This window comes from Cupriavidus sp. C1SS-2L, assembly GCF_057073735.1.
On the sequence record NZ_CP172708.1, the window covers coordinates 1,016,088 to 1,038,287 of the forward strand.

Below are 22,200 nucleotides of genomic sequence, written 5' to 3' on the forward strand. Positions count from 1 at the left end.
ATAAGCAATCGGCCTGCCTGCCCCGGCCGCCCTTCCGGGGCGCCAGCGTTCAGCCCCCGAGCTGGCGTAGCCAGTGCAGCACGTGCGGCCCGGCAATGGCGATCCACGTGCCGCCGCACAGGATCAGCGCCAGCATGACCGCGGCGCTGCCGAAATCCTTGGCGCGCTTGGACAAGCTGTGCCGCTCCAGCGAGATGCGATCGATCGCCGCCTCGACGCTCGAGTTCAGCAATTCCACCATCAGCACCACGAGCAGCGTGCCCAGCAGCATGATGCGCTCGACCGTGCCGACGGGCAGCACGAACGCGCACGGCGTGAGAATCGCCACCAGCGTCAGTTCCTGGCGGAATGCGCTTTCTTCGAGCACCGCGTAGCGCAGGCCGGACAGCGAATTCAGCGCGGCATGCCAGGCGCGGGCCAGGCCGCGGTTGCCCTTGTGCGGGTTCTGTTCGATCGAATAGTCACTGCTTGGCGGACGAGGTGCCTGTGCCCGCAGCGGCGGGTCGGACGGCAGCGGCTGAGTGGGTTTCGACATAGTTGTGCGAGGCTGGTTGGGTTGGCATCTCGCCCGCGCTGCCGGTACTGCCGCCGGCCGAAAGCGGACGCAGGTGCGCCAGGAACTGCTCGGAGGCGGCGCGCCACGAAAACCGCTCGGCATGGGCGCGGGCGGTGGCGCGGTCGATGCGCAGCGCTTCCAGGCAGGCTTCATGCAAGTCTTCATGCATCACGCCGGCCGGGCTGTCGCCAAGCACGTCGATCGGGCCGGTGACCGGATAGGCCGCCACCGGCAGGCCGCTGGCCAGCGCTTCGAGCAGTACGAGCCCGAAGGTGTCGGTGCGGCTCGGGAACACGAAGACATCAGCCGAAGCATACACCCTGGCCAGTTCTGGCTGGCTCAGCACACCGAGGTAGTTCGCGCCAGGGTAGCGCGCGCGCAGCGAAGCCAGCGCCGGGCCGTCGCCGACCACCCATTTGGAGCCCGGCAGGTCCAGCGCCAGGAAGGCTTCCACGTTCTTTTCCACGGCCACTCGGCCAACGTACAGGAAGATCGGATGCGCGGTGTTGAGTACGTTGACGCGCTGCGTCTTGAACACGTCGAGATCCACGCCGCGCGTCCACAGCACGCAGTGGCCGATGCCATAGCGCTGCAGGTCGTCCAGTACCACGGGGGTGGGCGCCATCACGGCCTGTGCCTGGCCATGGAACCAGCGCAGGAAGCGGTACGTCCACGACAGTGGAATGCCAAAGCGCGCGTGCACATACTCCGGAAAGCGCGTGTGATAGGCCGTGGTGAATGGCATGCGCCGGCGCAGCGCGTAGCGGCGCGCCGCCAGGCCGAGCGGGCCTTCTGTGGCGATATGCAGGGCGTCCGGCGCAAAGTCGTCAATGCGCTTTGCCACACGGCTCGTGGGCATCAGCGACAGGCGGATCTCGGGATAGGTCGGGCAGGGCAGGGTGCGGAATTCCAGCGGCGTGATCATGTCGACCGTATGGCCCATGGCTTCCAGCTCGCGGCGGGTGGACTTGAGCGTGCGCACCACGCCGTTGACCTGCGGTTCCCAGGCGTCGGTGACGATCAGGATCTTCATGCGGGCTCCTCGATGTGTAGCCGCGTTCTAGGGAGGGTAGCGGTTTGGCGTGCCGCTCAACCGCTGATGGCGGCAACGCGCCGGCGCTTGCGCGGACGGGCCTCGAGCGGGTCGAGCAGCGTGGTCCAGTACACGATCTTCAGCTCGCCTTCCATGGTCTCGACCAGTGCGGACAGGCTTTCCACCCAGTCGCCGTCGTTGCAGTAGATCTGGCCGTTCACCTCGCGGATTTCGGCTTTGTGGATGTGGCCGCAGACCACGCCGTCGCAGCCGCGCCGGCGCGCTTCGTCGACCATTGCATGCTCGAACGAGCTGATGTAGTTCACCGCGTTCTTGACTTGGTGCTTCAGGTATTGCGACAGCGACCAGTACGGGAAGCCGAGCCGCGCGCGGATGCGGTTGAAATGGCGGTTCATCGCCAGTATCACCGTGTAGAGCGAATCGCCGAGGTAGGCGAGCCAGCGCGCGTGCTGCACCACGCCATCGAACAGGTCACCGTGCACGACCCACAAGCGCTTGCCCGTTGCTGTCACGTGCACCGCTTCCTCTCGCACTGTGATGTCGCCGAACGCCAGGCCATCGAACTGGCGCGCGACTTCGTCATGGTTGCCAGGCACGTAAATGACCTCGGTGCCCTTGCGCGCCTTGCGCAGCAGCTTCTGCACCACGTCGTTGTGGCGCTGCGGCCAGTACCAGCCACGCCGGAGCTGCCAGCCGTCGATGATGTCGCCGACCAGATAGAGCCGTTCGGATTCGTTGTGCTTGAGGAAGTCGAGCAGGTAATCAGCCTGGCAGCCGGCGGTGCCCAGATGGATATCTGACAGCCAGATCGCGCGGTAATGCTGGATCGGGTGCGGCTCCGGAGGAAAGTGCTGGCCGGCATCGGCGGGAGGTATCAGCGGCGGGATGGCGGCGGGCTCGGCCGGTGGCGGCACGAAGGCCGCCAGCGCGGCGATACGCGACAAGACCTGGGAAAGCTCGGGGTCAGGGCTGCCGCGCAGCCTGAGCGTGAATCCCGACAGAACTCCGAGTGCGGATCGGATGGCTTGAACCATGGCAGCCCCGTTGACGGCAATGGCTGCATTCAGCCAGCGCGCCGTGACGAAGACGTGTCGGAAACATGACTGACATATGAAACGTTGCCGGGATCCGACAGCGTCGGGCGGTACTGTCAGGCCGCCATATTGCGTAGCGTGGACAGCGCTTCCACCACGGCCGCGACGGCGCGCGGATCGCGCAGCAGCGATACGTGGCCAATGCCCGCCAGCGGAATGTGCTTTGCGCCATCCAGCCAGCTTGTGCACGGCGGCCCCGCGATGGAGTCGTGCCAGCTGAAGATGGAAACCATGCGTGCGCGCAGGGCAGGCGTCTCGGCATCGCCCAGAGCCGTTAGCCAAGGGCTGCCGCAGCGCATCTGCCATGCATTGCGCCCCGCGCCGAAGCGGGCCAGGGCGCAGCCATGATGCGGTGTGCCGAGCGTGACGATGCCGGCGCAGACGCCACGCTCGGCTTTCGCGAGTGCCGCGCGCGCGACCAGTCCACCCATGCTGTGGCACACCAGCAGCGGTGCGTTTCCTGTTGTTGCTGTGAGCTGCTCGATATGCTGCAGCAAAGCACCGGCATAGTCGTCGATGTCGCCGAGAACCGGCTCCATGTCGATCGCCTCGCAACGGTAGCCCGCCGCCGCCAGCGCGGGCTGCAGGTCAAGCCACACCGCGTGGTTGCAGGCATAGCCATGCACCAGGAGCACGGCAGGCGTCTGGTCAGAGGCGAGGGAATCGTCAGGTGCCGCGTAGCGGCGGTGTGAGCAGAACGGTTGCAGCCAGTTGAACATGCGGAATACCGCGATGTATTCCATGGCAAAGCAGCGCATGGCTTCGGACAGCGGCAGCGATTGCTTGCTGCGCGCAATCGGTGCGGGTTTGGGAGGCCGCTGTTGGCGAGAAACGCCGATGCCGTGCTGCGTCGTGGCGAATGCGATCGCGATGCCAATGGCAAGCCCGCCGAGCACCGTCACTGCGCCTGCAGCCAGTGCCGCAGGCCAGTGCCAGCCAGCGTGCTGCGTCAGTTGCCAGCCAATGCCGGCTGCTGTGGCCGCCTGCAGTGCCACCGCCACGCGGCGGGCGCCGGCGGCGCTCAGGGTCATGGGCGCGGCGTACGCAGGTCAACCCGCAGGTCAACGAGGCGCGTGCGCGCGATACGGTCGTGCAGGAACTGGCGGCGCGGATCGAGCCAGGCCAGCAGGATCCAGATCAGCAATCCGGCGCCCAGAACGCCGACGAAGGGCCCTTTGAGGAGCCCGAGCGCATGCCCCAGCGCGGCCGATGGCGGCAGCCAGAGCCACGCCAGCACGTAGCGCAACGCGGACTGTGGCCAGCGCGGCGGCACTCCGGCAGCGGTTTCGATGCGCATGCGCCAGGTCTGCATCGCCAGCGTCTGGCCGCTGCGCTGCCAGAACCAAGTGAAGTAGAGGCCCATTACCACGAAGCTCCAGCCCTGGATCGCGTACGGGCTGTCGAGGCCGAGTTTCTGCAGCGCCGGGCGGACCAGCAGGAAGAGCGCGGTTGACGCACTCAGCACCCCGAACAGCAGCACGCCTTCGTACAGCATGCAGGCGATGCGGCGGCGCAGCGATGGCGCGGTCGGGAGGGGGGCGTTGGCGGACGACGGAGCGAGGGTGGCGGCTGGCATGGCGCGGAAATCGGGAGACCTTGGTTCAGGCGTACCGGTCGTGGCAGGCACTGCAAGGCCACGTGCGGAATCCGGCGATTATGCCAAATGCCCGTCTGGTGGGCGCGTTGGCGCCCTTACTGCCGGATCGTGGTGTCGGCCTGTGTGGCGGCAGCTGCTTCCGAGGCGCCGTCCATGACCGCTGGTGGCGCCGCAGGCGCAGCCGGAACGGGCGCTGCAGGCGTTGCGGCCGGGGCCGTCCCGGACGCATCGGCGGTGCTGGCCTTGGCAGCCGGCGCCGACGCCGGCCTGGCTGCTATCGACGCGGACTTCTTGTCCTGATGAATCTGGCGGCTGGTGTCGGCGGGAAGGCGCTTGCCGCTCGGCAGTGCACTGACAGCGCCGGGGCGGCGCGGTACGCGTTCCGCGGCGGCGAGATTCTTCTTCTGCTCTTCAGGCAGCTGCTGGTACTTGTCCCAGGCTTCCGCCTTCTTTTGCGCTGGCAACGACCGCGTGATCTGGTAGTTCTCCCGCGCCAGACGGCGCTGCTGCGGTGTCAGCTTGACCCATTCGGTCATGCGTGTCTGCAGGCGCGCCTGTTCATCGGGCGAGAACTTCGGATAACGCTCGGCAATCCGCAGCCATTTTCGTCGATTCAGTTCGGGAAGTGTGTCCCACAGAGGCTGCAGCGGGCCGAGGATGCGTTGCTGGACCGGGGTCAGTTCGGACCATGCCGGGCGAGCATTCACCGCCTGTGCGGCTTGCCCTGCGGACGCTGGACCCTGGGCCAGTGCGTCGGTCGGTGCCGCGCACCAGGCGGCAGCTGCGCACAAACCGGCCAGCAGCAAGGTGCCCAGCCGGCGGCGTGGTGCGTCGGGGCGGAAATTCGCACGGGCCATGTCTATTGCCCGCGCTTGAGGAACACGTGGAAGCCCTGGTCGGCGTACGCCGTCGGCGGGAGGTCGTCGAGCAGCATCGCGGCGTCGATGTCCGCGAGTTCCTCGACTCGTTTCTGCTGCTGCCAGTGATAGATGCCGAACAGGCCGGCGCCAAGCGCGACCAGCGTCCAGACCAGCGCACCGCGTCGCAGCCAGCCGCCGATCCGGTGCAGCGGCGTGTCTTCCTCGTCATCGAACGAGGGCGTGTGGCCACCCGGCATCGCATACTGCGGCACGCGCACAGGTGCCTCGGCCTTCTTGTGGGCCAGCGCCATGCGACGAGCTGCCGCGAGCCGTTCGGTCACGTCGGCCGGCAAATCGTCGGTGGCCGCATCAAGTGCAGTGCGAACCTCATGCGCGAAGCGTAGTTCCTGGATTTCTCTGTCGTTTCTGCTCATAGTCGGACCCCCCGTGCGCGCAATGCTTGCGCCAGGGTATGCGTGGCACGGGAACAGTGCGTCTTGACGCTGCCTTCTGAGCACCCCATGACCGCGGCGGTTTCGGCGACGTCCATATCCTCCCAGTAACGCATCAGGAATGCCTCCCGTTGACGCGTGGGCAGTCGCTGGATTTCCTGTTCGATGATCGCCATGACCTGCGCCCGCTCGACCTTGTCGGCACTGCTTTCGGCCATTTCCGTGCCGGCTTCGGCCTCGAGTGTATCGAGCAGGTCGTTATCGTCGCCGTCGCGCTCGTCGCGCAGCGAGGAAAACAGTGATATCCAGGTATTGCGGACTTTCTGGCGGCGGAACCAGTCGTGAATGGTGTTCTGGAGGATGCGCTGGAACAGCGGAGGCAGCTCGGCGGCGCTCTTGTCGCCGTATTTTTCCGCGAGCTTGATCATGGCGTCCTGGACAATGTCCAGCGCAGCTTCGTCGTCGCGCACGGCAAATACCGCCTGCTTGAAGGCGCGCCGCTCGACGCTGGCGAGAAAATCGGACAGTTCCTGGTCGGTAGCCATGCAGGCGGGGAAAACATTATCTCTGTGCTGGCGGATGTGCTGCGAACGGCTCGCCGCACACCTCGGAGTGGTGCGATGCTAGCAAAAAACAAGCGGGCATGACCACTTCTGTATTGCGCTTAATACAAGATGCGGTCTTCAAAATGCCGTCGGGACGACACAAAAAGACCGTAGACCGCGCTGGTGCATTGCAGTATCATCGACGGTTCACACGACATCAGTGGTTGTCTCATCAGACCGCTTATGAGGCGGTCTTCTCATGCAGACGCGCACCGCTTGAACCCGTGCCACAAGCCCGGCAGAGAGCATCCAAACAATTTTTTGCCGAAAATTGCAAAGGACTGAAATGAACATGCCCAGCGCGGAATTCTCCCACGCAGACAGCAATTCATCTGCCGCACCCGAAATGATCGGTGCGGAAATCCTCGTTCATGCACTTGCCGAAGAAGGCGTTGAATACGTCTGGGGTTATCCCGGCGGCGCAGTGCTGTATATCTACGACGAGCTTCACAAGCAAAAGAAATTCGAGCACATCCTGGTGCGCCACGAGCAGGCCGCGGTCCATGCCGCAGACGGCTATGCACGGGCAACCGGCAAGGTGGGCGTCGCCCTGGTGACCTCGGGTCCCGGCGTGACCAATGCCGTCACGGGCATTGCCACCGCGTACCTCGATTCGATCCCGATGGTGGTGATCACCGGCAACGTGCCGACCCACGCGATCGGCCAGGATGCCTTCCAGGAATGCGACACCGTCGGGATTACGCGCCCGATCGTCAAGCACAACTTCCTGGTGAAGGACGTGCGCGATCTCGCCTCGACCATCAAGAAGGCCTTCTACATTGCTTCGACTGGCCGTCCGGGCCCGGTGGTCGTGGACATCCCCAAGGATGTTTCGCGCAACACCTGCAAGTACGAGTACCCGAAGTCGCTTGACATGCGCTCGTACAACCCGGTCAACAAGGGCCACTCGGGCCAGATCCGCAAGGCCGTGGCGCTGCTGCAGGGCGCCGAGCGTCCGTACATCTACGCCGGCGGCGGCGTGGTGCTGGCCAACGCCAGCGAGGAACTGCGCCAGCTCGCGGCCCTCACGGGCCACCCGGTCACAAACACCCTGATGGGCCTGGGCTCGTTCCCCGGCACCAGCAAGCAGTTCGTCGGCATGCTTGGCATGCACGGCACGTATGAAGCCAACATGGCCATGCAGAACTGCGACGTGCTGATTGCCATCGGTGCGCGTTTCGATGACCGCGTGATCGGCAACCCGTCGCACTTCACCTCGCAGGCGCGCAAGATCGTCCATATCGATATCGACCCGTCGTCGATCTCGAAGCGCGTCAAGGTGGATATCCCCATCGTCGGCAACGTCAAGGACGTGCTGCAGGAACTGATCGCGCAGCTGCAGGCCAGCGACGTCAAGCCCAAGCGCGAGGCGCTCGCCAAGTGGTGGGAGCAGATCGAGCAATGGCGTTCGGTGGACTGCCTCAAGTACGACCGCAGCTCCGAGATCATCAAGCCGCAATACGTAGTCGAGAAGATCTGGGAACTGACCAAGGGCGATGCGTTCATCTGCTCCGACGTCGGCCAGCACCAGATGTGGGCCGCGCAGTTCTACAAGTTCAACGAGCCGCGCCGCTGGATCAACTCGGGCGGCTTGGGCACGATGGGCGTAGGCCTGCCGTACGCAATGGGCATCAAGAAGGCGTTTCCGGAGAAGGAAGTCGTCACCATCACCGGTGAGGGCTCGATCCAGATGTGTATCCAGGAACTGTCGACCTGCCTGCAGTACGACACCCCCGTCAAGATCTGCTCGCTCAACAACGGCTACCTCGGCATGGTGCGCCAGTGGCAGGAAATCGAGTACGACAACCGCTACTCGCATTCCTACATGAATGCGCTGCCCGACTTCGTGAAACTGGCTGAGGCCTATGGCCACGTCGGCATGCGTGTGGAAAAGACGTCCGACGTCGAGCCGGCGCTGCGCGAGGCCTTCCGCCTGAAGGACCGTACCGTGTTCCTGGACTTCCAGACCGATCCCACTGAAAACGTCTGGCCGATGGTCCAGGCGGGCAAGGGCATTTCGGAAATGCTGCTCGGCGCGGAGGACCTGTAAATGCGACACATCATTTCGGTCCTGCTGGAAAACGAACCGGGCGCGCTGTCGCGCGTGGTGGGCCTGTTCTCGGCCCGCGGCTATAACATCGAGACGCTGACGGTCGCGCCGACCGAAGATGCCTCGCTGTCGCGCATGACGATCGTCACGAGCGGTTCGGATGACGTGATCGAGCAGATCACCAAGCACCTGAACCGCCTGGTGGAAGTGGTCAAGGTGGTCGACCTGACCGAGGGCGCGCATATCGAGCGCGAGCTGATGCTTGTGAAGGTGCGCGCGGTCGGCAAGGAGCGCGAGGAAATGAAGCGCACCGCCGACATCTTCCGCGGCCGCATCATCGACGTCACCGAGAAGACCTACACCATCGAACTGACCGGCAACGGCGTCAAGCTCGATGCCTTCCTCGATGCCATCGACCGCACTGCGATTCTCGAAACCGTCCGCACGGGCGGCTCGGGCATCGGCCGTGGCGAGCGCATCCTGAAGGTCTGACCAGGACGTTTGGCAACGCATCCCAACGCTTAAGCAGTATCCCCCCGGGCGGCGCGATCCGGTTGCACACGATGCGCCCGATGATGCCGCCTCCTCATACAAAGATTGAGACTGAAGGAATTATCATGAAAGTGTTTTACGACAAGGACGCCGACCTCTCCCTGATCAAGGGCAAGAACGTCACCATCATCGGCTACGGCTCGCAAGGCCATGCCCACGCGCTGAACCTGAAGGATTCGGGCGTGAACGTGACGGTCGGCCTGCGCAAGAGCGGCGCGTCGTGGAACAAGGCCGTCAACGCCGGCCTGCAAGTGAAGGAAGTGGCCGAGGCCGTGAAGGGTGCCGATGTGGTCATGATCCTGCTGCCGGACGAGCAGATCGCCGACGTGTACAAGAACGAAGTTCACGACAACATCAAGGCAGGCGCCGCGCTGGCCTTCGCCCACGGCTTCAACGTGCACTACGGTGCCGTGGTGCCGCGCGCAGACGTGGACGTCATCATGATCGCCCCGAAGGCCCCGGGCCACACCGTGCGCGCCACGTACACCCAGGGTGGCGGCGTGCCGCACCTGATCGCCGTGTACCAGGACAAGTCGGGCTCTGCCCGTGACGTCGCCCTGTCGTACGCCACCGCCAACGGCGGCGGCCGTGCCGGCATCATCGAAACCAACTTCCGCGAAGAAACCGAAACCGACCTGTTCGGCGAGCAGGCCGTGCTGTGCGGCGGTACCGTCGAGCTGATCAAGGCTGGCTTCGAAACGCTGGTGGAAGCCGGCTACGCGCCGGAAATGGCCTACTTCGAGTGCCTGCACGAACTGAAGCTGATCGTCGACCTGATCTACGAAGGCGGCATCGCCAACATGAACTACTCGATCTCGAACAACGCCGAATACGGCGAGTACGTCACCGGCCCGCGCATCGTGACGGAAGAGACCAAGAAGGCCATGAAGCAGTGCCTGAAGGACATCCAGACCGGCGAATACGCCAAGAGCTTCCTGCTGGAAAACAAGGCTGGCGCTCCGACCCTGTCGTCGCGCCGTCGCCTGAATGCCGAGCACCAGATCGAAGTGGTTGGCGAAAAGCTGCGCGCAATGATGCCGTGGATCGCCAAGAACAAGATGGTCGACCAGTCGAAGAACTAAGCTGCCCGTCAGCGTGAAGGCCGCGCCGCCCATCTTGGTGGCCGGCCAAAGCCGTTCAGTGTTTCGTGGATGCCTTCTATATTGGGAAGGGATTGGCGGGGCCTGAACGGCTTTTTGTTATCCTTGTCAGACTTTGGACAGAGCGTGCCTTATCCTGCTCTGCGTCGGCGCCATTCCCCCGGCAGTGGCCGCATCTGCATCTGAGTGCACGATGGTGCCTTTTCCTCTCAACGAACCAAGCACTGCATGAACTATCCTCATCCGCTGATCGCCCGTGAAGGCTGGCCGTTTCTGGCTGGCGCCTTTCTTATCTCGCTGCTGGTACACGCCAGTGCGGGCTTCTGGTGGGCATTGCCGCTGTGGATCATCACGTTGTTCGTGCTCCAGTTTTTCCGCGATCCGCCGCGGCCGATTCCTGCACAGCCGAATGCCGTACTGGCCCCTGCCGACGGACGGATCGTTGTCGTCGAGAAGGTGCAGGATCCCTATGCCGGCCGTGAAGCGCTGAAGATCAGCGTGTTCATGAACGTGTTCAATGTGCATTCGAACCGCGCCTCGGTCGATGGCAAGGTCGAGAAGCTCGAATATTTTCCGGGCAAGTTCGTCAACGCTGACCTGGACAAGGCATCGGTGGAAAACGAACGCAATGCGGTGGTGATCCGTCGCGCCGCAGACGGGCAAATCGTGACGCTGGTGCAGGTGGCCGGCCTGGTGGCTCGCCGCATCCTGTGCTACACGAAGGTCGGCGACAGCCTGTCGCGCGGCCAGCGCTATGGCTTCATCCGCTTCGGTTCGCGCGTGGACGTCTACCTGCCCGTGAGCGCGCGCCCGCGCGTCACCATCGGCGAAAAGGTGTCGGCATCGTCGACGATCCTTGCCGAGCTGGACGAAGTCAAGTAAGCGACAACCAGACAGGAGCGCTGTAATGGTTGCCTTTCACCGCCGCAACAAGCGGGCCAACAGCGGAAACGTGACGCATCTGCGTCCGTTCCGTCATAACCAGCTGCGCGGCACAGACGACCTGGATGACGATGCCGTCGACGACGACCATGACATCGTCTACCAGCGGCCGCGCCGGCGCGGCATCTACCTGCTGCCCAATGCGTTCACCACGGCTGCGCTGTTCGCCGGCTTCTTCGCGATCGTGCAGGCCATGAACATGCGCTTCGACGTGGCGGCTATCGCCATCTTCGCAGCCATGGTGCTCGACGGCATGGATGGACGCGTGGCACGCATCACCAACACGCAGAGCGCGTTTGGCGAACAGTACGATTCGCTGTCGGACATGACATCGTTCGGCGTGGCGCCGGCCCTGGTGATGTACGAATGGATTCTGCACGACCTGGGCAAGTGGGGCTGGATCGCCGCCTTTGTGTACTGCACGTGCGCGGCGCTGCGGCTCGCGCGCTTCAACGCCAATATCGGTGTCGTCGACAAGCGCTTTTTCCAGGGACTTCCTAGCCCGGCCGCTGCCGCATTGGTGGCCGGCTTTGTCTGGCTGGTCATCGACAACAAGCTCCCCGTCAAGGAGCTGTGGATGCCGTGGGTGGCCTTCGGTATCACGCTGTACGCGGGGCTATCGATGGTGTCGAACGCACCGTTCTACAGCGGCAAGGCGCTGGATGTCCGCTACCGCGTGCCGTTTGGCATGATGGTGCTCGTTCTTGTGCTGTTCGTGCTGGTGTCGACGGATCCGCCGGTGGCGCTGTTTGCGCTCTTTGTCGCGTATGCGATTTCCGGTTACGTGCTGTGGGGCTGGCGTGCCATCCACGGCCAGCCGGGAGTGGCAAAGAAAGTGCGCGATAACGGCTCGCACTGAGCGTTGTGGCAGGGAAGGGCGCTCCGGCGCCCTTCGTGCTTTTCGCCGGCTGTTCCGGATCCGGCTTGCCACGGTCGCAACCGTGGCATGCATTCTGTCTTTTTCACTCACCGTCAGGAGGATGTCATGGGCATGTTCGACTTCATCAAGGAAGCGGGGGAAAAGCTGTTCGGCACCGGCGAGGCCAAGGCCGCGCAAGAGGCCGCCGCGGCCGATGCATCGACGGAAAAGGTCGATGCAGCAAACCGCGCGGCTGGCGACGCCATCGAGGCGTACGTCAAGAAGATGGGTCTCGATGCCACCGGGTTGATGGTGCAAGTGGACGGCTCGCAGGGCCTGGTGACCGTGTTCGGCGTGGCGCCGGACCAGGCCACGCGGGAAAAGATCATCCTGTGCTGCGGCAACGTCGAAGGCGTCGACAAGGTCGAGGACAAGATGTCGGTCAACGTGGAATCGACCGAGTCGCAGTGGCACACGGTGGTCAAGGGCGACACCCTGTGGGCCATCTCGCAAGCGGCCTACGGCAACGGCGCCGAATACAACCGCATCTTCGAAGCCAACACGCCGATGCTGTCCCATCCGGACAAGATCTATCCGGGCCAGAAGCTGCGGATTCCGCCGAAGGGCTGAGATCGCTGCTGCGTCCGGGAAATGCCCATCTTGCACGGGGGCGGCAACTCCGCTATATTCCCTGCCATGATTTCGCGCCAAGCCCTACTCGCCCACACCACGCTAGGTGGCCTACTAGGCCATCAGGTCGGGACGCGCGCGCGCTGAGGCAATCCATACCTTAGCGCGGAATCATCAAGGAATTTTCCAACGCCCCGGCCTGCATCGATGCACGCCGGGGCGTTTTGCATTCACTCGCAGCGAATGCGTGGAACAGGCGGTACCCGGCGGCACGATGGCGGGGACAGCACACGATAAAGCCCAGGAGCTCCACAATGTCTGACAAACTCATCATTTTCGATACCACCTTGCGCGATGGCGAGCAGTCGCCCGGCGCCTCGATGACGCGCGAGGAGAAGATCCGCATTGCGAAGCAACTGGAGCGCCTGAAGGTCGATGTGATCGAAGCGGGCTTTGCGGCAAGCTCCAACGGCGACTACGAAGCCATTCGCTCGATCGCCCAGGTCGTGAAGGATTCCACGATCTGCTCGCTGGCCCGTGCCAACGACAAGGACATCGCGCGTGCCGCCGAGGCCCTCAAGCCGGCCAACTCGTTCCGTATCCACACGTTCATCGCCACGTCGGCGCTGCACATGGAGAAGAAGCTGCGCATGACGCCGGACCAGGTCTATGAGCAGGCCCGCCTGGCCGTGCGCTTCGCGCGCCAGTTCACGGACGATATCGAGTTCTCGCCGGAAGACGGCAGCCGCTCCGACATGGACTTCCTGTGCCGCGTGCTCGAAGGCGTGATCGCCGAGGGCGCGACCACCATCAACCTTCCGGACACCGTGGGCTATGCGGTGCCGGAAGGCTACGCCGACCTGATCCGCTCGGTGCGCGAGCGCATTCCGAACTCGGACAAGGCTGTGTGGTCCGTGCACTGCCACAACGACCTCGGCATGGCCGTGGCGAACTCGCTGGCCGCGGTGAAGCTCGGCGGCGCGCGCCAGATCGAATGCACGATCAACGGTCTCGGCGAGCGCGCCGGCAACACCAGCCTTGAAGAAGTCGTGATGGCCGTGAAGACCCGCCGCGACTACTTCAATCTCGATGTCGGTGTCGACACCTCGCAGATCGTGCCAGCCTCGAAGCTGGTGTCGCAGATCACCGGTTTCGTGGTGCAGCCGAACAAGGCCGTGGTTGGTGCCAACGCGTTCGCGCATGCATCGGGCATCCACCAGGATGGCGTCCTGAAGGCGCGCGACACCTACGAGATCATGCGCGCGGAGGATGTAGGCTGGACCGCCAACAAGATCGTGCTGGGCAAGCTGTCGGGCCGCAATGCATTCAAGCAGCGCCTGCAGGAACTGGGCGTCGAGCTCGAAAGCGAGGCTGAAGTCAACGCCGCGTTCGGCCGCTTCAAGGAACTCGCCGACCAGAAGGCCGAGATCTTCGATGAGGACATCATGGCCATCGTTTCGAACGAGGCCCAGCACGACGCCAATGAGCACTATCGCTTCATTTCGCTGTCGCAGCGCTCGGAAACCGGCGAGCGTCCGCATGCCCGCGTCGTGTTCAACATGGACGGCCAGGAGCATTCCGGTGAAGGCGAGGGCAACGGTCCGGTCGACGCTACGCTGCATGCGATCGAATCGCAGGTGAACAGCGGCGCGGAGATGGTGCTGTATTCGGTGAACGCCATCACGGGCGGCACCGAGGCGCAGGGCGAAGTGACGGTGCGTCTGTCCAAGGCCGGCCGCATCGTCAATGGCGTCGGTACCGATCCGGACATCGTTGCAGCTTCGGCAAAGGCCTACCTGGCCGCCCTGAACAAGCTGCACGACAAGGCCGTGCAAAAGATCAATCCGCAGATCTGATTTTCAGACCCGCATCGTGGCGCCACTCGTAATCCGGGTGGCGCCTGCGGCGAAGAGCCTATCCGGCCTCAACGCCCGAACCAGCCCGCCGGCCGCCAGACGCGGTCCGCGGGCAGTTTTCATTGGGCCGGCTTACCACCGCCGGCGGTCCGGGTCATTAAGCGGGTCTGGCGTGATTTGCGTCTGGCGCAGGATGCCGTCCTGATCGAAATAGAAATTGAACAGTGATGGCCACACGCCCTCATGGCGGAAGCGGTATGTCCAGACATCGCGCTCCATGCGCGGATAGTACTGGACCGGCTCGCGCGTCATGCCGAAGTGTTCCTGCACATCGCGCTTGGTCCACTTGCCGACCTCGGCCTTGTACAGCTCGGGCGTCTCGAGCATATTGCGGAAGTTGGTCAGGTTGCCGTTGCGGTCGAAGTCTGCCGCGTAGGCCTGTTGGCCGAGCGGCTGCTTCGAATAGATCCAGCGTGTGGTGCCATCGCGCAAGGCATATACCTCTGGCGGCGGGCCGAAGCGGGCTGCCACCGCTGCCTGTGGCGAGCCGATCAGCTTGCGGCCCTCGTCTACAGGCATCAGGGTGACGCAAGCCGACAGCAGCGCGACGCATGCCACCATGGCGATGCGGCGGCCGGCGCGCTTCAGGGTTCGGTTCATGGCTACCTCGGTTCATGTCGATGCTAGTGGCTGCAGTGTAGCGATTCACGCGACCGACGTGCATTCGACGCATCTTTTCGCCGCGAACTTGCGGCAAGTTCGTGCATGACCGCTTCTTTTTCCGCGCGGTGCGACACCGCGTAGCGATTTGCGATGCGCGCGGCGCTGCCTTACCATGCGCGCTTTCGCGGAGACTTGGCATGTGGAAACTGGCAAAGGGTTGGCTCGCAGCCGGCCTGATGTGGATAGCAGCGGGCGCCCAGGCGCAGGAGCCGATCCGGCTTGGCATGATCGACGGGCTGTCCGGGCCATTCGCCAATGCCGGCGAAGCCGTTGTGCGCAATCTGCGCATTGCGATCGAGCGCGTCAATGCGCGCGGCGGCGTGAAGACTGCGCAGGGCCGACGGCCGATGGAACTGGTTACGTTCGACAGCAAGGGCAACGTCGACGAAAGCCTGATCCAGTTCCGCAGCCTCGTGGACAAGGGTATTCCGTTCGTCCTGCAGGGCAATAGTTCCGCGGTGGCCAGCGCGCTGGTCGCGGCGATCAACCGGCACAACGCGCGCCAGCCCGATGCGCGGGTGCTGTTCCTGAACTATTCGGCGGTCGATCCCAGCCTGACCAACGAAAACTGCAGCTTCTGGCATTTCCGCTTCGATGCCAGCGCGGACATGCGCATGCAGGCGCTGGCCGAGGTCATCCGTCAGGATCACTCGGTGCGGCGTGTCTACCTGATGAACCAGGACTACAGCTTCGGCCAACAGGTATCGCGCTCCGCGCGCGATATGCTGTCGGCCAAGCGGCCGGACGTGCAGGTGGTCGGCGATGAATTTCATCCGATCGGCAAGATCAAGGACTTCGCGCCTTATATCGCCAAGATCAAGGCTAGTGGTGCCGACGCCGTCGTGACGGGAAACTGGGGCAACGACCTCACGCTCATGGTCAAGGCCGCGCGCGAAGGCGGGCTGCAGGCGAAGTTCTATACGTTCTATGGCAATGGCCTTGGTGCGCCGGCCGCGATGGGCGATGCCGGTGTGGGTCGTGTGCTGGCGGTGGCCGAGTGGCATCCGAACGTCGGCGGCGCCGCGTCGGACGCTTTCTACGAACAATTCCGTACGCGCTACCCGGAACCCAAGGACGACTACGTGCACCTGCGCATGCAGATGATGATCGAGATGCTGGCGCGTGCGATTGAAAAGGCCGGCTCGACCGATGCGGTGAAGGTCGCCCGTTCGCTGGAAAACATGCGCTACGTCAACGACTTCCATGAAGCCACGATCCGCGCCGAAGACCATCAGGTGCTGCAACCGCTGTATGTGTCGGTGATGGAGCGTCAGGGCGGCGAAGTGCGTTTCGACAATGAGGGCTCGGGATACGGCTTCCGCACTGTGCGCAAGCTCAAGGCGGCCCAGACCACGCTGGCGACCACGTGTCGTATGCAGCGCCCATAGGCTTAGTAGGCGGGATCGGCGCTGGGGTTGGCCGCTGGTGCCGCTTTTCCGTTATAATCCGCGGCTGTCGTCATCCGGCGTCTGCCGGTATGAAGGCAGATGCCTGTTAATGCATGGCACGACGCAAGCGGCGCATCCCGCGCTGTGGCGTTCGCAAGTGAAAGGAAATCATCATGGCAGTCGCCGATATCAACAAGTCCGAAGTCATCAAGCAGTTCGCCCGTGGCACCAACGACACTGGCAGCCCCGAAGTTCAGGTCGCCCTGCTGACCACCCGCATCAACGAACTGACCCCGCACTTCAAGGCCAACATGAAGGATCACCACAGCCGCCGCGGTCTGCTGCGCATGGTGAGCCGTCGTCGTCGCCTGCTGGACTACCTCAAGTCCAACGACGCTGACCGTTACCGTGCCCTGATCGAAAAGCTGGGCCTGCGCAAGTAAGGATTGGCTGGCATGGCAGCGCGATTCCTGGTTTTGCACGGTTTCGCGTGAGGCCTCGATGCCTGCTTCAGCATTGCTGGGGCAGGCATTTTGCATTTCTGGCGGCCAATTTTTCGGCTCCGACATGCAATACGTTGAAGGGTGATTTTCAGGTCACTGGATCGCGCGAATTCTGATTCGCCGGTCACCCGTTGCGGCAAGCCCTGCAACGGAGTAAGTTGCTCTTTTTCATGGTTTTCAGTATCCGGACCGGCCAAGGAAACAGGGCTTTGTGTCATTCCAGCGCGGCATCGGCGACAGTGCCGCGCTGGAATGGCATAGCACTTCCCTGCAACTGCGACCGCATCCGGCAGTTAGCCCGCGGCTGAGAACGCGGGCGAGACACGCCGCGCAACGATTGCGGCGTGCGCGCAAGACAAGGAATGCAAATGTCCATGTTCAACAAGGTTGTGAAGCAGTTCCAGTGGGGCCAGCATACGGTCCGCATGGAAACCGGCGAAATCGCCCGCCAGGCCGGCGGCGCCGTGATCGTCGACGTGGAAGATACCGTCGTGCTGGCGACTGTCGTCGCCGCCAAGAGCCCGAAGCCCGGCCAGGACTTCTTCCCGCTGACCGTCGACTACATCGAAAAGACCTACGCTGCCGGCAAGATCCCCGGTGGCTTCTTCAAGCGCGAAGGCCGTCCGTCGGAAAACGAGACGCTGACTTCGCGCCTGATCGACCGTCCGCTGCGCCCGCTGTTCCCGGAAGGCTTCTACAACGACGTGCAGGTGGTCGTGCACGTGGTGTCGCTGAATCCGGAAATCCCGGCTGACATCCCTGCGCTGATCGGCGCGTCCGCCGCGCTGGCCGTGTCGGGCATCCCGTTCAACGGCCCGGTGGGCGCTGCACGTATCGGCTACAAGGACGGCCAGTACCTGCTGAACCCGACCCGTTCGCAAATGGCCACGTCGGACCTCGACCTCGTCGTCGCTGGTACCGAGCGCGCCGTGCTGATGGTGGAATCGGAAGCCAACCAGCTGTCCGAAGACGTGATGCTGGGCGCCGTGGTGTATGGCCACGAGCAGATGCAGATCGCCATCAACGCGATCCATGATCTCGTGCGCGAAGGCGGCAAGCCCGAGTGGGACTGGGCGCCTGCGCCGAAGAACGAAGCGCTGATCGCCAAGGTCACCGAAGTCGCGCTGCCGCTGCTGCAGGAAGCCTATCAGCTGCGCCAGAAGTCGGCCCGCAGCCAGAAGCTGAAGGAAGTGTCGGCGAACGTGACGGCCGCCCTGGCCGAGGCCGGCGTCGACGCTGACAAGGTGGAAGTCGGCAACATCATGTTCGACCTCGAAGCGAAGATCGTCCGCGGACAGATCCTCGGCGGCGAGCCGCGCATCGACGGCCGCGACACCCGCACGGTGCGTCCGATCGAGATCCGTTCGTCGGTCCTGCCGCGCGCCCACGGCTCGGCCCTGTTCACCCGCGGTGAAACCCAGGCGCTGGTCGTGGCCACGCTGGGCACGAAGAGCGACGAGCAGATCATCGACGCGCTGGCCGGTGAATACCGCGACCGCTTCATGCTCCACTACAACATGCCTCCGTTCGCCACCGGCGAAACCGGCCGCGTCGGCAGCCCGAAGCGCCGCGAAATCGGCCATGGCCGCCTGGCCAAGCGCGCACTGATTCCGGTGCTGCCGAAGGACGACGAGTTCGCCTACACCATCCGCCTGGTTTCGGAAATCACCGAATCGAACGGTTCGTCGTCGATGGCTTCGGTCTGCGGCGGCTGCCTGGCGCTGATGGACGCCGGCGTTCCGGTCAAGGCGCACGTGGCCGGCGTGGCCATGGGTCTGATCCTGGAAGGCAACAAGTTTGCCGTGCTGACCGACATCCTCGGTGATGAAGATCACCTGGGCGACATGGACTTCAAGGTGGCGGGTACCGACAACGGCATCACCGCGCTGCAGATGGACATCAAGGTGCAGGGCATCACCAAGGAAATCATGCAGGTTGCGCTGGCGCAAGCCAAGGAAGGCCGTCTGCATATCCTGGGCGCCATGCAGGGTGCCATGGGCCACGCGCGCACCGAGCTGTCGGCGCACGCACCGCGCATGATCACCATGAAGATCCATCCGGACAAGATCCGCGAAGTGATCGGCAAGGGTGGCTCGACCATCCAGGCGCTGACCAAGGAAACCGGCACGACCATCGACATCCAGGAAGACGGCACGATCACCATCGCGTCGACCTCGACCGATGGCATGGCAGAAGCCAAGCGCCGTATCGAGGGCATTACCGCCGAAGCCGAAGTGGGCAAGATCTACAACGGCACGGTGCTGAAGCTCCTGGACTTCGGCGCGATCGTGAACATCCTGCCGGGCAAGGATGGTCTGCTGCATATCTCCGAGATCGTCAACGAGCGCGTGAAGGACATCAAGGACTGGCTGAAGGAAGGCCAGCAACTGCGCGTCAAGCTGATCCAGGCTGACGAGAAGGGCCGTCTGCGCCTGTCGCTGAAGGCTGCGCTGGCGGAAGAGGGTGGCAGCATCAGCCCGGTGAACGCTGGTGAAGCGGCTCCGGCTCCGGCTCCGGCTCCGGCTGCGGCTCCGGCTCCGGCAACTCCGTCGGACCAGCAGCAATAAGCTGCAATCGGTGCCGCCTCAGGCGGCGTCGGACAAAAAACGGCTGGCGATGTCCAGCCGTTTTTTTGTTTACACTGCCGGGCAACCCATTGAGCAATCGCTCTTCCCGAAGCGCCGCGACAGCGTCATCGCCTCGCGCACAGACAAAGACAAGGAGCAGCAATGCAAGCCATCGAGATTCGCGAATACGGTGCCCCCGAGGTCCTGCAGGAGACGCAGCGTCCCGACCCGGTGCCGGGTGCCGGCGAAATCCTGATCCGTGTGGCCGCGGCTGGCGTCAACCGTCCGGACGTGTTTCAGCGTACCGGCAACTATCCGGTGCCGCCAGGCGCGTCGGATCTGCCGGGCCTGGAAGTGGCTGGCGTGGTTGTCGGTGGTGACCTGTCCCATGCCGACAACCGCTTCGGCCTGAAGGTAGGCGATCGCGTGTGCGCACTCGTGCAGGGCGGTGGCTATGCGCAACTCTGCATCGCCCCGGTGGCGCAATGCCTGCCGGCCCCAAAGGGCCTGAGTGATATTGAAGCCGCTGCGCTGCCCGAGACGTTCTTCACCGTATGGAGCAATGTGTTCGATCGCGGCTATCTGGGCCAGGGCCCGCGCGGCAAGGACGAGACGCTGCTGATCCAGGGCGGTTCGAGCGGCATCGGCACGACCGCGATCCAGATTGCCAAGGCGCTCGGCTACAAGGTGTTCGTCACGGCTGGTACGGACGAGAAGTGCAAGGCTTGCGAGGACCTCGGCGCCGATCGCGCGATCAACTACAAGACTCAGGATTTCGTTGCCGAAGTCGCGTCGCTGACCGAGGGCAAGGGCGTCGACGTGATCCTCGATATGGTGGCTGGCTCCTATCTCGCGCGCGAGCTGAAGTGCATTGCCGATGATGGCCGTATCGTCATCATCGCGCTGCTTGGCGGCGCCAAGGCGGAAATTCCGCTCGGCGACATTCTGCGCCGCCGTATCACCGTCACCGGTTCGACGCTGCGTCCGCGCTCCGCGTCGTTCAAGGGGCAGATTGCGCAGGCACTGCACCAGCAGGTGTGGCCGCTGCTCGAAGCCGGCAAGATCAAGCCCGTGATCCACAAGGTTTTCCCGGCGGCGCAGGCCGCCGAAGCGCATCGTCTGATGGAATCGAGCGAACACATCGGCAAGATCGTGCTGACCTGGTAATTGCACGAAAAAGTTGCTACCGCGGCCAATCCGGCCGCGGTAGCGCCGGTCCCCCGCCGCAAGCTACAATAACGGGTTTGATTTGGGAGGGGACCTCGTGAGACAAAAGCTCGTCATCGGCAACTGGAAGATGCACGGCAGCCTGGCAGCCAACGCTGCGCTGCTGGAAGGTATCAAGGCTGCACCTGCGCGCGCGCGGTTGGCAGTCTGCGCGCCTTTCCCTTATCTTGCACAGTGCCAGGCGTTGCTGAATGGCTCGCAGGTAGCCTGGGGCGCACAAGATGTGTCCGCCGAGGCCCGTGGCGCGTTCACCGGCGAGGTGGCCGCGTCGATGCTGGGTGAGTTCGGCTGCACGTACGCGCTGGTCGGACACTCGGAGCGCCGCACGTACCATGGGGAATCCGATGCCGTGGTAGCTGCCAAAGCGCTGCGCGCGCTGGAATTCGGCATCATTCCAGTGATTTGCGTCGGTGAAACGCTCGCCCAGCGCGAGGCCGGTGAAACCGAAGTTGTGGTCGGTCGTCAATTGCAGGCCGCTCTCGACGCGCTGTCGGTGGAGCAACTGGGTCGTGTGGTGCTGGCCTACGAACCGGTGTGGGCCATCGGTACTGGCAAGACCGCAAGCAGCGAGCAGGCGCAGGCCGTGCATGCGTTCTTGCGTGCAGAGGTGCGCGAGCGCGACGCCGGTGTGGCTGACCGTATGGCGATTTTGTACGGTGGCAGTGTCAAGCCGGACAATGCGGCCGAATTGTTTTCCATGTCCGATATCGACGGGGGCCTGATTGGGGGTGCCTCGCTGAAGTCGGAAGATTTTCTCGCGATCGGCAACGCCTGAATGCCCGTCGTGCCAGACATCCGATCAGGCAAGTAACGCTAACTTTATCCAAATGGCAATTTTCAAGACTTTGTTGGTGCTGGTGCAGGTGTTGTCGGCGCTCGGCGTCATCGGCCTCGTGCTGATTCAACACGGCAAGGGTGCCGATGTTGGTGCGGCGTTCGGGTCGGGGGCTTCGGGCAGCCTGTTCGGCGCTACGGGCTCGGCAAACTTCCTGTCGCGTACCACAGCGGTGCTGGCCACGCTCTTCTTCATCTGCACGCTCAGCCTGACGCTGATGGGCAACTACAAGCCCTCCACGTCGCTGGGCGTGATGGGTGCGGCCCCGACTGCTGCGCCGGCTCCGGCCGCTGCATCCGCGCCTGCTGCGGCAGCTGCTGACGCATCGTCGCCGGCAGCGCCCGCTGTTCCGAAATAATCAACCAGCCTTGAATTCGATTCCTGATTTTTTTTGCAGTTGTGCGTTGAACAATGCAGCAAACCGGGTTAGAATCCAAGGCTTGAAACGATTCCCCAGCGATGGGGCTTAAGCAAAGGCAAAAACCTCTGCAAAAGCTCTGAAGGGCCTAAAAAACCCGGCGCCAGGCAATATTGTTTCTCCCCCAGCCGACGTGGTGAAATTGGTAGACACGCTATCTTGAGGGGGTAGTGGCGAAAGCTGTGCGAGTTCGAGTCTCGCCGTCGGCACCAAACAACTCGATCGGAGTCCGCTCCCGGGCAATGCTCCCGGCCAGCGGGCTCCGGCGGTCCGCAAGGCGGCGCGCCGTGAGGTCTTCGGCTTAGCGCCTGGGGTGGGCAACAGGACGCCGC

The 22,200-nt window shown here is 63.7% G+C and carries 22 protein-coding genes and 1 tRNA gene; 14 read left to right on the forward strand and 9 right to left on the reverse strand.

Going from position 1 to position 22,200, the window contains the following annotated elements; genetic code table 11:
• Positions 1 to 49: 49 nt before the first annotated feature.
• The 8 genes from ACIGJG_RS04690 to ACIGJG_RS04725 all read right to left on the reverse strand — a co-directional run bounded on the left by ACIGJG_RS04690 (position 50) and on the right by ACIGJG_RS04725 (position 6,158).
• Positions 50 to 535, reverse strand: coding sequence for a diacylglycerol kinase (locus ACIGJG_RS04690; RefSeq protein ID WP_011297123.1), 486 nt, complete (start codon positions 533 to 535; stop codon positions 50 to 52).
• Positions 462 to 1,589, reverse strand: coding sequence for a glycosyltransferase family 4 protein (locus ACIGJG_RS04695; RefSeq protein WP_483672825.1), 1,128 nt, complete (start codon positions 1,587 to 1,589; stop codon positions 462 to 464). Before ACIGJG_RS04695 ends, ACIGJG_RS04690 begins: the two co-directional genes overlap by 74 nt.
• A 56-nt stretch (positions 1,590 to 1,645) precedes the next feature.
• A complete protein-coding gene (locus ACIGJG_RS04700) occupies positions 1,646 to 2,644 on the reverse strand; it encodes a UDP-2,3-diacylglucosamine diphosphatase (RefSeq protein ID WP_483672826.1) in 999 nt (332 codons plus the stop codon).
• Positions 2,645 to 2,760: 116 nt separating this feature from the next.
• On the reverse strand, positions 2,761 to 3,735 hold the full coding sequence (locus tag ACIGJG_RS04705; protein WP_483672827.1) for an esterase/lipase family protein: 975 nt from the start codon (positions 3,733 to 3,735) through the stop codon (positions 2,761 to 2,763).
• Positions 3,732 to 4,280, reverse strand: a complete 549-nt coding sequence (locus tag ACIGJG_RS04710) for an RDD family protein (RefSeq protein ID WP_483672828.1) — start codon at positions 4,278 to 4,280, stop codon at positions 3,732 to 3,734. Before ACIGJG_RS04710 ends, ACIGJG_RS04705 begins: the two co-directional genes overlap by 4 nt.
• A gap of 116 nt (positions 4,281 to 4,396) precedes the next feature.
• Complete coding sequence (locus ACIGJG_RS04715) at positions 4,397 to 5,158, reverse strand: DUF3106 domain-containing protein (RefSeq protein ID WP_011297128.1); 762 nt, start codon at positions 5,156 to 5,158, stop codon at positions 4,397 to 4,399.
• A gap of 2 nt (positions 5,159 to 5,160) precedes the next feature.
• Positions 5,161 to 5,595: a DUF3619 family protein gene (locus tag ACIGJG_RS04720; protein WP_011297129.1), complete on the reverse strand. Its 435-nt coding sequence runs from the start codon at positions 5,593 to 5,595 to the stop codon at positions 5,161 to 5,163.
• Complete coding sequence (locus ACIGJG_RS04725) at positions 5,592 to 6,158, reverse strand: RNA polymerase sigma factor (protein ID WP_011297130.1); 567 nt, start codon at positions 6,156 to 6,158, stop codon at positions 5,592 to 5,594. The genes ACIGJG_RS04720 and ACIGJG_RS04725 overlap by 4 nt, the downstream gene beginning before the upstream one ends.
• Positions 6,159 to 6,504: 346 nt before the next feature.
• Here ACIGJG_RS04725 and ACIGJG_RS04730 point away from each other — a divergent pair, with 346 nt between their 5' ends.
• The 7 genes from ACIGJG_RS04730 (at position 6,505) to ACIGJG_RS04760 (ending at position 14,207) form a co-directional block, all read left to right on the forward strand.
• Positions 6,505 to 8,268, forward strand: coding sequence for an acetolactate synthase 3 catalytic subunit (locus tag ACIGJG_RS04730; protein WP_140952704.1), 1,764 nt, complete (start codon positions 6,505 to 6,507; stop codon positions 8,266 to 8,268).
• Positions 8,269 to 8,760 (forward strand): acetolactate synthase small subunit, encoded by a 492-nt coding sequence (gene ilvN / locus ACIGJG_RS04735; protein ID WP_010809144.1) that lies wholly within the window; start codon positions 8,269 to 8,271, stop codon positions 8,758 to 8,760.
• A gap of 125 nt (positions 8,761 to 8,885) precedes the next feature.
• On the forward strand, positions 8,886 to 9,902 hold the full coding sequence (gene ilvC, locus ACIGJG_RS04740; RefSeq protein ID WP_011297132.1) for a ketol-acid reductoisomerase: 1,017 nt from the start codon (positions 8,886 to 8,888) through the stop codon (positions 9,900 to 9,902).
• A 246-nt stretch (positions 9,903 to 10,148) separates the two neighbouring features.
• Positions 10,149 to 10,802 carry a phosphatidylserine decarboxylase gene (locus ACIGJG_RS04745; protein ID WP_011297133.1) on the forward strand — a complete coding sequence of 218 codons (654 nt, stop codon included), beginning with the start codon at positions 10,149 to 10,151 and terminating at the stop codon, positions 10,800 to 10,802.
• Positions 10,803 to 10,827: 25 nt separating this feature from the next.
• Positions 10,828 to 11,721 carry a CDP-diacylglycerol--serine O-phosphatidyltransferase gene (pssA, locus tag ACIGJG_RS04750; RefSeq protein ID WP_011297134.1) on the forward strand — a complete coding sequence of 298 codons (894 nt, stop codon included), beginning with the start codon at positions 10,828 to 10,830 and terminating at the stop codon, positions 11,719 to 11,721.
• Positions 11,722 to 11,847: 126 nt separating this feature from the next.
• Positions 11,848 to 12,351 carry a peptidoglycan-binding protein LysM gene (lysM, locus tag ACIGJG_RS04755; protein ID WP_011297135.1) on the forward strand — a complete coding sequence of 168 codons (504 nt, stop codon included), beginning with the start codon at positions 11,848 to 11,850 and terminating at the stop codon, positions 12,349 to 12,351.
• 314 nt (positions 12,352 to 12,665) lie between these two features.
• Positions 12,666 to 14,207, forward strand: coding sequence for a 2-isopropylmalate synthase (locus ACIGJG_RS04760; protein ID WP_011297136.1), 1,542 nt, complete (start codon positions 12,666 to 12,668; stop codon positions 14,205 to 14,207).
• 132 nt (positions 14,208 to 14,339) lie between these two features.
• Here the strand turns inward: ACIGJG_RS04760 and ACIGJG_RS04765 are convergent, their stop codons facing one another.
• Positions 14,340 to 14,867: a hypothetical protein gene (locus tag ACIGJG_RS04765; RefSeq protein WP_011297137.1), complete on the reverse strand. Its 528-nt coding sequence runs from the start codon at positions 14,865 to 14,867 to the stop codon at positions 14,340 to 14,342.
• Positions 14,868 to 15,067: 200 nt separating this feature from the next.
• Here ACIGJG_RS04765 and ACIGJG_RS04770 point away from each other — a divergent pair, with 200 nt between their 5' ends.
• The 7 genes from ACIGJG_RS04770 (at position 15,068) to ACIGJG_RS04800 (ending at position 22,080) form a co-directional block, all read left to right on the forward strand.
• Positions 15,068 to 16,318, forward strand: a complete 1,251-nt coding sequence (locus tag ACIGJG_RS04770) for a branched-chain amino acid ABC transporter substrate-binding protein (RefSeq protein ID WP_011297138.1) — start codon at positions 15,068 to 15,070, stop codon at positions 16,316 to 16,318.
• Positions 16,319 to 16,491: 173 nt separating this feature from the next.
• The gene (gene rpsO, locus ACIGJG_RS04775) at positions 16,492 to 16,761 is read left to right on the forward strand and encodes a 30S ribosomal protein S15 (RefSeq protein ID WP_011297139.1); all 270 of its coding nucleotides are present in this window, start codon (positions 16,492 to 16,494) and stop codon (positions 16,759 to 16,761) included.
• A gap of 428 nt (positions 16,762 to 17,189) precedes the next feature.
• Entirely contained in the window at positions 17,190 to 19,388 is a 2,199-nt protein-coding gene (gene pnp / locus ACIGJG_RS04780; protein ID WP_483672829.1) for a polyribonucleotide nucleotidyltransferase, read from the forward strand.
• 162 nt (positions 19,389 to 19,550) lie between these two features.
• Positions 19,551 to 20,555 carry an NAD(P)H-quinone oxidoreductase gene (locus ACIGJG_RS04785; RefSeq protein ID WP_140952714.1) on the forward strand — a complete coding sequence of 335 codons (1,005 nt, stop codon included), beginning with the start codon at positions 19,551 to 19,553 and terminating at the stop codon, positions 20,553 to 20,555.
• A gap of 130 nt (positions 20,556 to 20,685) precedes the next feature.
• Positions 20,686 to 21,390: a triose-phosphate isomerase gene (gene tpiA, locus ACIGJG_RS04790; RefSeq protein WP_049796403.1), complete on the forward strand. Its 705-nt coding sequence runs from the start codon at positions 20,686 to 20,688 to the stop codon at positions 21,388 to 21,390.
• A 52-nt stretch (positions 21,391 to 21,442) separates the two neighbouring features.
• Positions 21,443 to 21,808: a preprotein translocase subunit SecG gene (gene secG, locus ACIGJG_RS04795; RefSeq protein ID WP_220631430.1), complete on the forward strand. Its 366-nt coding sequence runs from the start codon at positions 21,443 to 21,445 to the stop codon at positions 21,806 to 21,808.
• A 187-nt stretch (positions 21,809 to 21,995) separates the two neighbouring features.
• Positions 21,996 to 22,080, forward strand: a tRNA-Leu gene (locus tag ACIGJG_RS04800).
• The last annotated feature ends 120 nt before the right edge of the window (positions 22,081 to 22,200 follow it).